The 13,371-nt window shown below is 75.8% G+C and carries 1 protein-coding gene; it reads left to right on the top strand.

From position 1 onward, the window contains the following. The first annotated feature begins 35 nt into the window (after nucleotides 1–35). Nucleotides 36–13,256 carry a type I polyketide synthase gene (locus tag C8E97_RS15375; protein ID WP_121006130.1) on the top strand — a complete coding sequence of 4,407 codons (13,221 nt, stop codon included), beginning with the start codon at nucleotides 36–38 and terminating at the stop codon, nucleotides 13,254–13,256. Nucleotides 13,257–13,371: the final 115 nt, after the last annotated feature.

Raw genomic sequence — 13,371 nt, forward strand, 5'->3', positions numbered from 1 at the left:
CCCACCCCAGACCACTGCGAAGCGCGGAGCACACGATGAGCACTCCCCAGGACCGGATCGTCGAGGCGCTGCGCGCGTCGGTCAAGGAGGCGGAGCGGCTGCGCCGGCACAACCAGCAGCTGACGGCCGCCGCGACGGAGCCCGTCGCCGTCGTCGGCATGGCGTGCCGGTTCCCCGGCGGCGTGTCGTCGCCGGAGGACCTGTGGCGGGTCGTGGCGGACGGCGTGGACGCCCTGACCGGGCTGCCCGCCGACCGGGGCTGGGACGTCGGCGACGCCGACTTCGCGCCGCAGGGCGGGTTCCTGCACGAAGCCGCCGAGTTCGACCCGGCGTTCTTCGGCATCTCGCCGCGCGAGGCGCTGGCGATGGACCCGCAGCAGCGGCTGGTGCTGGAAGTGGCGTGGGAGGCCGTGGAGCGCGCGGGGATCGACCCGACGTCCCTGCGCGGCTCCCGCACCGGGGTGTTCGCGGGCACCAACAGCCAGGACTACTCGATCGTCCTGCTGGACGCGCCCGACCACCTCGAAGGGCACATCGCCACCGGCACGGCGGGCAGCGTGCTGTCCGGCCGCGTGGCCTACACGCTGGGCCTGGAGGGTCCGGCGGTGACGGTGGACACGGCGTGCTCGTCGTCGTTGGTGGCGCTGCACCTCGCGGTGCAGGCGCTGCGGTCGGGGGAGTGCTCGATGGCGCTCGCCGGCGGTGTGACGGTCATGTCGCAGCCGGGCGCGTTCACGGAGTTCGCCAAGCAGGGCGGGCTCGCCTCCGACGGGCGGTGCAAGGCGTTCGCGGCGGCGGCCGACGGCACCGGCTGGGGCGAGGGCGTCGGCCTGCTGCTGGTCGAGAAGCTGTCCGACGCCCGGCGCAACGGCCACCCGGTGCTGGCCGTGATCCGGGGATCGGCGATCAACCAGGATGGTGCGTCGAATGGGTTGACGGCGCCGAATGGTCCGTCGCAGCAGCGGGTGATTCGGCAGGCGTTGAGCAGTGCCGGCTTGTCTGCGTCCGATGTGGATGTTGTGGAGGCGCACGGTACGGGTACGGCTTTGGGTGATCCGATCGAGGCGCAGGCGTTGTTGGCGACTTACGGTCAGGGTCGTGACGAGCCGTTGTGGTTGGGTTCGGTGAAGTCGAACATCGGTCATACGCAGGCTGCGGCGGGTGTTGCCGGGATCATCAAGGTGGTCATGGCGATGCGTGAGGGTGTGTTGCCGAGGACGTTGCACGTGGATGAGCCGTCGCCGCATGTGGACTGGTCTTCGGGTGCGGTGGGGTTGTTGACGGAGAACCGGCCGTGGCCGGTGGTGGGTCGTCCGCGTCGGGCGGGTGTGTCGTCGTTCGGGTTCAGCGGCACCAACGCCCACGTGATCGTCGAACAGGCCGAGGAAGAGGAAGCTCCCGCGACGACCGGTGTCCCGCCGGTGGTCGTGGCTCCCGTGTCGGCGCGCGGCACCGCCGCCTTGGCCGCGCAGGCGGACCGGCTCGTCGCGGCGGTCGAGGAACGCGACCTCGACGCCGCCGACGTGGGTTTCTCGCTGGCCACCACCCGCGCGGCGCTCGCGGACCGGGCCGTGGTGCTGGCCGACGACCGCGCCGGCCTGCTCGCCGGGCTGCGCGCCCTGGCGGGCGGCGCGTCCGGCGGCGAGGTCGTGCAGGGCTCCGTGACGGGTGGCAGGCTGGCGTTCCTGTTCACGGGCCAGGGTGCGCAGCGGGCCGGGATGGGCCGTGAGCTGTACGACGCCTTCCCGGTGTTCGCGGAGGCTTTCGACGCGGTGTGCGCCGCGTTCGCGATGTCCCTGGGTGAGCTTGACGCGGATCTGATCGATCAGACGGAATACACGCAGCCCGCGTTGTTCGCCATCGAGGTGGCGTTGTTCCGGTTGGTCGAGTCGTGGGGCGTGAAGCCGGACTTCGTCGCCGGCCACTCCATTGGCGAACTGGCTGCCGCGCACGTCGCCGGTGTCCTGTCGTTGGAGGACGCGGCGACGCTGGTGAAGGCGCGTGGCCGGTTGATGCAGGCGTTGCCCGAGGGCGGCGCGATGGTGGCCGTGCAGGCGACCGCCGACGAGCTCGACCTGACCGGTGGCGTGTCGATCGCGGCCGTCAACGGGCCGTCGTCGGTGGTGCTGTCGGGCATCGAAGAGGAAGTGCTGGCGGTCGCGGAGGACCTCGCGGCGCAGGGGCGCAAGACGAAGCGGTTGGCGGTGAGCCACGCGTTCCACTCGGTGCTGATGGAGCCGATGCTCGCCGAGTTCCGGGCGGTCGCCGAAAGGCTCACCTACGCGGAGGGCACCGTCCCGGCCGTCTCCACGGTCACCGGGGCGGTCGTGGCCGACGAGTGGCGCACGCCGGAGTACTGGGTGGACCAGGTGCGGCGGGCGGTGCGGTTCGCCGACGCCGTCACCACCCTGCACGACCAGGGCGTGCGCACCTTCCTCGAACTCGGTCCCGACGGCGTGCTGACCGCACTGGGCCGCGAGGTCGCGCCCGAGGACGCGGTGTTCGTCCCGGCGCAGCGCGCGGACCGGTCCGGGGTGAAGGCGGTCGCCGGCGCGCTCGCGCGGCTGCACGTGCGCGGCGTCGACCCGGACTGGGCGGCGTTCTACGGCGGTCGGGCCCGTCGCGTCGACCTGCCGACCTACGCGTTCCAGCGGCAGCGGTACTGGATCGACGAACCCGTGGCGGCGGTGCGCCCCACCGGCGGCGACGAGGCGTTCTGGAGCGCCGTCGAGCGGGCCGACCTCCAGGCCCTGGCGGACGCGCTGGAGGTGGACGGGACCGGGGCGCTGACCGAGATCGTGCCCGCGCTGTCCGCCTACCGCCGCCGCCTGCGGGAGAGCGCCGCGCTGGACGACCTGCGCTACCGCGTCACGTGGGAGCCGGTGCCCGCGCCCGACGCCGCCCTGTCGGGCGCGTGGCTCGTGGTCGGCCCGGACGCGGCCGACGTGGTGGGCGCGCTGACCGCCGCCGGGGCCGACGTCCGGGCGGTCGACACCGCGGCGGACGTCCCCGCCGGCTCCTGGGCGGGCGTCGTGTCGCTGCTGGCGCTGGACGAGGAGCCGCAGCCCGGCACGACCGTCCCGCGCGGCCTGGTGGCCACGCTCGACCTGCTGCGCGCGGTCGACGCGCCGCTGTGGTGCGTGACCAGGGGCGCGGTGGCCACCGGCGGCGGTGACCGGCTCACCTCGCCCGACCAGGCCCTGGTGTGGGGCCTCGGGCGGGTGGTGGGGCTGGAGCAGCCCGGCCGCTGGGGCGGTCTGGTCGACCTGCCCGGCACGTGGGACGAGCGGGTCGGGCGACGGCTGGTCGCGGCGCTGGCCCGGACCGACGGCGAGGACCAGCTCGCGGTGCGCGCGACGGGCCTGCTCGCGCGGCGGCTGGTGCGCGCGCGGGGCGGTGCGACTCGGCGGTTCCGCGGCACGGTGCTCGTCACGGGCGGCACGGGCGGCCTGGGCGCGCGGGTGGCGTCGGCGCTGGTCGAGGACGGCGTGGACCACCTCGTGCTCACCGGTCGGCGGGGTGCCGACGCCCCCGGCGCCCCCGAGCTGGTCGAGCGCCTGAGCGCCGCCGGGGCACGGGTGACGGTCGTGGCGTGCGACGTCGCCGACCGGGACGCGGTGGCGCGACTGGTCGCGGAGCACGAGTTCGACGCCGTCGTGCACGCGGCCGGGATCGCGCCGGACGGCACGGCCGCCGAGACCGGCGTGGACGACCTGGTCGCGGGCCTGGCCGCCAAGGTCGACGGCGCGCGGCACCTGCACGAGCTGACCGGCGACCTGGACGCGTTCGTGCTGTTCTCCTCGATCTCCGGCGTGTGGGGCAGCGGCAACCAGGCCGTCTACTCGGCGGCCAACGCCTACCTGGACGCGCTGGCCGAGCAGCGGCGCGCGGACGGGCTGCCCGCCACGGCGATCGCGTTCGGCCCGTGGGCCGAGGTCGGCATGGCGGCCACCGACACCGCCGCGCGGCACCTGTCCCGCCAGGGCCTGCGCGGCATGCGCCCGGACGTGGCGGTGCGCGCGCTGCGCTTGACCGAGCCGGCCGCCGTGGTGGCCGACGTGGCGTGGGACCGGTTCGCGCCCGTGATCACCGCGAGCCGGCCGAACCGGCTGTTCGACGGCATCGCCGAGGCCGCGCCGGAAGCCGGCGAGCCGGCGGCGGACGACCACCCGTTCGCGGGTGTCGCACCGGCCGACCGGGACCGGGTGCTGGTGGACCTGGTGCGCGACCGGGCCGCGGCGGTCCTGGGCTACGGCGACGCGAGCGCGGTCGCGCCCGGACGCGCGTTCCGCGAGCTAGGCTTCGACTCGTTGACGGCCGTGGAGCTGCGCGCCGAGCTGGCGTCGGCGACCGGCCTGCGGCTGACGCCCACCCTGGTGTTCGACCACCCGACACCGGCCGCCCTGGCGGCGCACCTGCGCGAGCTGCTGTTCGGCGCGGACGCCCCGGCGGCGGTGACGCCCGCGTCGGTGGACCACTCCGCCGACCCGGTGGTGATCGTCGGCATGGCGTGCCGCTACCCCGGCGGGGTGTCCGCGCCGGAAGACCTGTGGCGGCTGGTGGTCGAGGGGCGGGACGCGGTGTCGGCGTTCCCCACCGACCGGGGCTGGGACCTGGCCAACCTGTTCCACGACGACCCCGACCACAAGGGCACCAGCTACGCGCGGGAAGGCGGTTTCCTCTACGGCGCGGCCGAGTTCGACGCCGGATTCTTCGGCATCTCGCCGCGTGAGGCGTTGGCGATGGACCCGCAGCAGCGGTTGCTGCTGGAGACGTCGTGGGAGGCGTTCGAGCGGGCCGGGATCGACGTGGCGTCCGTGCGCGGCAGCCGGACCGGGGTGTTCACCGGCACCAACAGCCAGGACTACCTGACCACGCTGGAGGACGTGCCCGACGAGCTGGAAGGCCACCTGGGCACCGGCAACTCGGCGAGCGTCATCTCCGGTCGCGTGGCCTACGCGTTCGGGCTGGAGGGCCCGGCGGTCACCGTGGACACGGCGTGCTCGGCGTCGCTGGTGGCGTTGCACCTGGCGGCTCAGGCGCTGCGCAACGGCGAGTGCGACCTGGCGCTGGCCGGTGGCGCGACCGTGATGGCCTCGCCCTACACGTTCGTGGACTTCAGCCGGCAGCGCGGGCTCGCCGTGGACGGCCGGTGCAAGGCGTTCGCGGCGGCGGCCGACGGGACGGGCTGGGGCGAGGGTGTCGGCGTGCTGCTGGTGGAGCGGCTGTCCGACGCCCGGCGGCACGGGCACCCGGTGCTCGCGGTGGTGCGTGGCTCGGCGATCAACCAGGACGGCGCGTCGAACGGCCTGACCGCGCCCAACGGTCCGGCGCAGCAGAGGGTCATCCGGCAGGCGTTGAGCGTCGCCGGTCTGGCTCCGTCCGATGTGGACGCCGTGGAGGCGCACGGCACGGGCACGAAGCTGGGTGACCCGATCGAAGCCCAGGCGCTGCTGGCCACCTACGGCCAGGGGCGTGCCGAGCCGCTGTACCTGGGTTCGTTGAAGTCCAACATCGGTCACACCCAGGCGGCTTCGGGTGTCGGCGGGATCATCAAGATGGTCATGGCGATGCACCACGGTGTGCTGCCGATGACGTTGCACGTGGACGAGCCGACTCCGCACGTGGACTGGTCCTCGGGCGCGGTGGAGCTGCTGACGTCGTCGCGTGCGTGGCCGGAGGTCGGTCGGCCACGGCGGGCGGCGGTGTCGTCGTTCGGGTTCAGCGGCACCAACGCCCACGTCGTGCTGGAGGCCCCGGCCGCGGTGGAGGATGACGCGGTCGAGCGGCGGGCACCGGCGGTGTTGCCGTTCGTGCTGTCGGCGCGCGCGGAGGACGCGCTGCGCGCCTGCGCCGAGGCGGTCGCGAGCCGTCCGGACACCGGGCTGGACCTCGCCTTCTCGCTGGCGACCTCGCGGACCGCGCTGGAGCGGCGGGCGGTCGTGGTGGCGGAGGACGAGGACTCGGCGCGGTCCGCGCTGATCGACTTCGCGGCGGGGCGGCCGGCGGCGAACGTGGCCGTCGGGACCGTTCAGGACGGGCCGCTGGCGTTCCTGTTCACGGGTCAGGGTGCGCAGCGGGTCGGGATGGGTCGTGAGCTGCACGGCGCTTTCCCGGTGTTCGCTGAGGCTTTCGATGCGGTGTGTGCTGCTCTTGACATGCCGTTGGGCGAGTTGGGCGCGGATGAGATCGATCGGACGGAGTTCACTCAGCCGGCGTTGTTCGCGGTTGAGGTGGCGTTGTTCCGGTTGTTCGAGTCGTGGGGTGTGCGGCCTGATTTTGTTGCGGGGCATTCGATCGGTGAGTTGGCTGCCGCGCATGTGGCGGGTGTGTTGTCGTTGGATGACGCTGCCACGTTGGTGAAGGCGCGTGGGCGGTTGATGGGTGCGTTGCCTGAGGGTGGGGCGATGGTCGCGGTGCAGGCGACCGAGGATGAGTTGGATTTGACCGACGGGGTGTCGGTCGCGGCGGTGAACGGGCCTTCGTCGCTGGTGTTGTCGGGTGTGGAAGAGGAAGTGCTGGCGGTCGCGGAGAAGCTTGCGGCGCAAGGCCGTAAGACGAAGCGGTTGGCGGTGAGTCATGCGTTCCACTCGGTGTTGATGGAGCCGATGCTGGCCGGGTTCCGGGAGGTCGCGGAGTCGTTGGCCTATCGCGAGCCGGAGATCCAGGCGGTGTCGACGGTGACGGGCAAGCCGGTCGCGGGGGAGTGGCGGTCGCCGGAGTACTGGGTCGGTCAGGTGCGGCAGGCGGTGCGGTTCGCCGACGCTGTCACCACCCTGCACGGGCAGGGTGTCGGGACGTTCCTGGAAATCGGTCCGGACGGCGTGCTGTCCGCGATGGGCCGGGAGAGCGCGGACGCCGAGTTCGTGCCGTCCCTGCGCGCCGACCGCTCCGAACCGCTCGCGGTGGTGACCTCGCTGGCCCGCCTGCACGTCCGGGGCGCGCGGGTCGACTGGCGGGCGTGGTTCGCGGGCACCGGCGCGCGGCGCGTCGACCTGCCGACCTACCCGTTCCGGCGGCAGCGGTTCTGGCTGGACCGCGCCGCCTCGCCCAAGGGCGCGGTCCGCGCGGGCGACGTGGCCGGGTGGCGCTACGAGGTGACGTGGCAGCCGGTCACGGCCGAGCCCGCCCCGCTGTCCGGCACGTGGCTCCTGGTCGGTGACGCGCCGCTGGTCGCCGAGGCGCTGACCGCCGCAGGCGCCCGCGTGCTCACCGTGCCCGCCACGGCCGACCGCGACGACCTGCTCGACCGGCTGCTGGACGTGACGGCGGTCGCGGCGGTCGCGGGCGTGCTGCTCGCGGCCGGCCGGGACGACCTCGGCGCGCTGCTGACCCTGGTCCGGACGCTCGGCGAGGTCGGGGTGCCCGCACCGCTGTGGTGCCTGACCCGCGACGCGGTGACCACCGGCGACGACGCAGTCCTGGTCGACCCGGACCGGGCGGCGCTGTGGGGCGCGGGCCGGGTCGCGGCCCTGGAGCACCCGGACCGCTGGGGCGGGCTGGTGGACGTGCCGTCCGACGACGACGCCCTGCTCGCCCACCTGCCCGCCGTGCTGTCCGGCGCGGAGGACCAGGTCGCGGTGCGCGCCGCCGGGCTGTTCGGCCGCCGCGTCCGGCCCGCCGCCGCACCGACCGGCCCGGCGTGGACGCCGACCGGGACCGTGCTGATCACCGGCGGCACGGGCGCGCTCGGCACCCGCACCGCACGGCACCTCGTGGCGCGGGGCGCGCGGCACCTGGTGCTGGTGTCGCGCGGCGGACGGGCGGACGACGTGGCGGAGGCGCTGGCCGCCGAGGGCGCGCGGGTCGACGTGGTGGCCTGCGACGTCACCGACCGGGACGCCGTCGCCGAGCTGCTGGCGCGCCTGTCGGCCGAGGGGACCCCCGTGCGCGCCGTGGTGCACGCGGCGGGGATCGCCGCCGAGACGCCGATCGCCGGGACGGACCTCGCGGAGGTCGCGGACGTGCTGGCGGCCAAGGTGGCCGGTGCCCGCGTCCTGCACGAGCTGACCGGCGACCTGGACGCGTTCGTCCTCTACTCGTCCGTCTCCGGCGTGTGGGGCAGCGCGACGCAGGCCGCCTACGCCGCCGCCAACGCCTACCTGGACGCGCTCGCCGAGCGCCGCCGCGCGCAGGGCCTGCCCGCCACGGCCGTCGCGTGGGGCCCCTGGGCCGAGGCGGGCCTGGCGGCCGAACCGGTCGTCGCGGACCGGCTGCGCCGCCAGGGGCTGCGCCCGATGGCGCCGGACGTGGCGGTGACCGCGCTGGACCACGTGGGCGACCGGGCCGCGGTGACCGTCGCCGACGTGGACTGGACCCGGTTCGCCGCCCTGTTCACCGCCGCCCGCCCGAGCCCCCTGCTGTCCGCCCTGGTGGTGGCGGAGGAGGAGCAAGCGGCCGAGGTCGACGCCGCCGAGCCGGGCACCGCGCTGGGCCGCCGGCTGGCCGCCGTGGCCGCCGACGAGCGGGACCGCCTGGTGCTCGACGTCGTGCGGGCGGGCGCGGCGGCCGTCCTCGGCTACCGCGCGGCCGCCGACGTGGACCCCGACCGCGCGTTCCGCGACCTGGGCTTCGACTCGCTGACCGCGGTGGAGTTCCGCGACCGGCTGGCGGGCGACACCGGGGTCGGGTTGCCCGCGACCGTCGCGTTCGACCACCCGACGCCGCGCGCCCTCGCCGCGTTCCTGCGGGACGAGGTGCTCGGCGCGGCCGACGCCGTCGAGGAGACCCGCGCGGACGTCGGGCCGGGCGAGCCGATCGCGATCGTCGGCATGGCGTGCCGCTACCCCGGCGGCGTCGCCTCGCCGGAGGACCTGTGGCGACTCGTGGCGGCCGGCGAGGACGCCGTGTCCGGCTTCCCGGTCGACCGCGGCTGGGACCTCGACGGCGCGGACTACGTGCCGCAGGGCGGTTTCCTGCATGACGCGGGCGCGTTCGACCCGGCGTTCTTCGGCATCTCGCCGCGTGAGGCGCTGGCGATGGACCCGCAGCAGCGCCTGCTGCTGGAGACCTCCTGGGAGGCCGTGGAACGGGCCGGGATCGACCCGACGTCCCTGCGCGGCACGCGGACCGGCGTGTTCGCGGGCACCAACAACCACGACTACCTGACCATGCTGGAGGAGGTGCCGGACGGCCTGGCCGGGCACCTGGGCACCGGCAACGCGGCGAGCGTCGCGTCCGGCCGCATCGCCTACACGCTGGGGCTGGAGGGCCCGGCGGTCACCGTGGACACGGCGTGCTCGTCGTCGCTGGTGGCCCTGCACCTGGCGTTGCAGGCGCTGCGCACCGGGGAGTGCTCGATGGCGCTGGCCGGCGGCGTGAACGTGATGGCGACGCCCGGCACGTTCGCCGAGTTCGGCAGGCAGGGCGCGCTGTCCGGCGACGGTCGGTGCAAGGCGTTCGCGGCGGCGGCCGACGGCACCGGCTGGGGCGAGGGCGTCGGGGTGGTGCTGCTCGCGCCGCAGTCCGAGGCGCGGCGGCTGGGCCTGCCGGTGCTGGCCCTGGTGCGTGGCTCGGCGATCAACCAGGACGGCGCGTCGAACGGCCTGACCGCGCCCAACGGCCCGGCGCAGCAGCGGGTGATCCGGCAGGCGCTCGCGAACGCACGACTCGAACCGTCCGATGTGGACGTCGTGGAGGCGCACGGCACGGGCACGAAGCTGGGTGACCCGATCGAGGCGCAGGCGTTGCTGGCCACCTACGGCCAGGACCGCGTCGAGCCGCTGTACCTGGGTTCGCTGAAGTCCAACGTCGGTCACACGCAGGCGGCGTCGGGTGTCGGCGGTGTGATCAAGATGGTCATGGCGATGCGGCACGGCGTGCTGCCGATGACGCTGCACGTGGACGAGCCGACTCCGCACGTGGACTGGTCCTCGGGCGCGGTGGAGCTGCTGACGTCGTCGCGGGAGTGGCCCGAGGTGGGGCGTGCGCGCCGGGCGGCGGTGTCGTCGTTCGGCATGAGCGGCACCAACGCCCACGTCGTGCTGGAGGCCGCGCCGGCGACCGAACCCGGACCCGAGCCCGAGCAGCGGGACCTGGTGTGGGTGCTGTCCGCCAAGGACGAGGCCGCGCTGCGCGCCCAGGCCGAACGGCTGCGCGAGGTGGACGCCCACCCGGCGGACGTGGCGCACTCGCTGGTGACCGGCCGGTCGCGGTTCCCCCACCGCGCCGTCGTCGTGGGCCGCACTCGGGAGGAGCTGCTGGCGGGCCTCGCGGGCGGTGCCGTCACGGGCGAGGCCCGCGCCGCCGGCCGGGTCGCGTTCGTGTTCCCCGGCCAGGGCTCGCAGTGGGCGGGCATGGCCGTGGAGCTGCTGGAGACCTCGCCGGTGTTCGCCGCGCGGATGGCCGAGTGCGCCGCCGCGATCGACCCGCTGGTGGACTGGTCCCTCCTGGACGTGGTGCGGCGCGGCGACTTCGAGCGCGTGGACGTCGTGCAGCCGGTGCTGTTCGCCGTGATGGTGTCGCTGGCCGAGGTGTGGCGGTCGTGGGGCGTGACGCCCTCCGCCGTGGTCGGCCACTCGCAGGGCGAGATCGCCGCCGCCGTGGTCGCGGGCGCGCTCGGGCTGGTCGACGGCGCGCGGGTCGTGGTCGAGCGCTCGCGGGCCATCACCCGCATCGCCGGCGGTGGCGGGATGGTGTCCGTCGCGCTGTCCGCGCAGGACGTGGCGCCCCTGCTGGACGAGGGCGTGTCGGTCGCGGCGGTGAACGGGCCGGCCTCCGTGGTGGTGTCCGGTGACGTCGACGGCCTGGAGGCGCTGCTCGACCGGTGCGCGCGGCTGGACGTCCGGGCCCGGCGGGTCGCCGTGGACTACGCGTCGCACTCCCCGCACGTCGAGCGCATCGAGGACGAGATCCTGCGCGCCCTGGACGGTGTCGCCCCGCGCGCCGGGACCGTCCCGGTGTACTCGACGGTGACCGGGCAGGTGCTGACCGGCGCGGAGCTGGACGCCGCCTACTGGTACCGCAACCTGCGGCAGCCGGTGGACCTGCGCGGCGCGGTCGAGCGGCTGGTCGCCGACGGCCACGACGTGCTGGTGGAGGTCAGCCCGCACCCCGTGCTGACGCTGGGCGTCCAGGCCACGCTCGACGCCGTCGGCAGCGACGCGGCGGTCACCGGCACGCTGCGCCGCGACGAGGGCGGCCTGCGGCGGCTGCTGACGTCGCTGGCCGAGGTGCACGTGGCGGGCGTCGAGCCGGACTGGTCGGCCGTGCTGCCCGCCGGGCGGCGGGTCGACCTGCCGACCTACCCGTTCCAGCGGTCGCGCTACTGGCTGGAGCCGGGGCAGCCGTCCGCCGCCGCCGACCCGGTGGACGCCGAGTTCTGGACGGCCGTCGAGCGCGACGAGTGGCCCGCGGACCTCGTGATCGACCCCGAGCAGCCGTGGCGCGCCGCGGTGTCGGCCCTGTCGTCGTGGCGGCGGGCGCGCCGGCAGGAGTCCGTCGTGGACGGCTGGCGGCACCGGGTGGTGTGGCGGGACGCGGGCCGCCGCGCGGAGGCCGACCTGCTCGGCGAGCGGGTCGTGCTGCTCGGCGGTCCCGACGGGCTGGCCGGGCAGCTGGCCGACCTCGGCGCGGACGTCGTCCCGGCCGGGGTCGACGAGCTGCGGGACGTCCTCGACGGCCGCCCGACGACGGTGGTGTGCCTGCTCGGCGTGCTGCCGACCCTGGCGGTGGCGCGGACCCTCGCCGACGTCGGGGGCGACGTGCGGCTGTGGGTGGTGACCTCCGGCGCGGTGGCGGTGGGCGACGACGAGCCGGTGGACCCGGTCGCGGCGCAGCTGTGGGGCCTCGGGCGGGTGTTCGGCCTGGAGCACCCGGACCGCTGGGGCGGCCTGGCGGACCTCGCCGAGGTCACCGGCCGGCACCTGGCCGCCGCGCTGGCCGCCGGCGAGGACGAGGTGGCGGTCCGGCCGCGCGGCGTCCTCGGTCGGCGGCTGGCGCCCGCGCCCGCCGCTGCGGCGCGGCCGGTGTCGTGGGACGGCCCGGTGCTGGTCACCGGCGGCACGGGCGGGCTGGGCTCGCGCGTCGCGCGGCACCTCGCCGCGCACGGGGTGGACCGCCTGGTGCTGGTGAGCCGCCGGGGCCCGGACGCGCCCGGCGCGGCCGACCTCGTGGCGGACCTGGCCGCGCTCGGCGCGCACGCCACCGTCGTCGCCTGCGACGTGGCCGACCGGGACGCCGTCGCGGCGCTGCTCGCGCGGCTGGCCGACGAGGGGGTGGCGTTCGGCGCGGTCGTGCACGCCGCCGGCGTCGGCCAGGACTCGGCGGTGCGCGACACCTCGGACGCCGCGTTCGCCGACGTGGTGGCCGCCAGGGTGACCGGCGCGCTCGTCCTGGACGAGCTGCTGGACGCGTCGGCGCGGTTCGTGTCCTTCGCGTCCCTGTCGGGGGTGTGGGGCAGCGGGCGGCAGGGCGCCTACGCCGCCGCCGACGCGTTCCTGCTGGCGTTCGCCGAGCAGCGCCGCCGCCGCGGCAGGCCCTCGACCACCGTCGCGTGGGGACCGTGGGCCGGGGTCGGCATGGTCGCCGCCGCCGAGCCCGCGCTGCGCCGCCAGGGCCTGCCGGGGCTGGACCCCGACCGGGCGCTGGTCGCGCTGGACCGCGCGCTCGCGGCCGACGACACGACCGTCGTGGTGGCGGACGTGGACTGGGCCCGGTTCGCGCCCGCGTTCACCGCGGCCCGGCCACGCCCCCTGCTCGACGAGGTCGCGCCCGCGCCCGCCGACGAGCCCGAGGCGGTGGACGACGACCTCGCCCGCGCCCTGGCCGGGCAGACCGCCGCCGAGCAGCAGCGAACCCTGCTCGCCCTGGTGCGCCAGGCGGTGGCCGGCGTGCTGGGCCTGCCCGACGCCGACGCGGTCGGCGCGGAGCGCGCGCTGCGCGACCTCGGCTTCGACTCGGTGACCGCGGTGGACCTGCGCAACCGGCTGGGCCGCGCCACCGGCCTGCGGCTGCCCGCCACGCTGGTGTTCGACCACCCCACGCCCACCGCGCTGGTGGCGCGGCTGCGCGCCGACCTGGTGCCGGACACCGACCCGGTGGCGGCCGTGCTGGACGGGCTGGACCGGGTCGAGGACGCGCTCGCCGCCGCCGACGCCCTGTCCCGCAGCAGGTTCCGCGTCCGGTTGCAGACCCTGCTGTCCCGCTTGGACGATCCCGCGCCGGCGGCGGGCGCGGTCGAGGGGCAGTTCGACGCGGCGTCCGACGACGAGCTGCTCAGCTTCATCGACGAGGAGCTGGGCCGCGCCGGTCGGTGAGGTCCGCGGCGGGCCGTCCGCGCGGCACCGGGGAACCGGTGCCGCGCGGACGGCCTTTTCGCTGCTCCACCGCCCTGAGGGGGGCCTAGGGGGACGGTAGGGGTTGTCGCCGAAA

It is taken from the genome of Saccharothrix australiensis, assembly GCF_003634935.1.
In the GTDB taxonomy this organism is placed as follows: domain Bacteria; phylum Actinomycetota; class Actinomycetes; order Mycobacteriales; family Pseudonocardiaceae; genus Actinosynnema; species Actinosynnema australiense.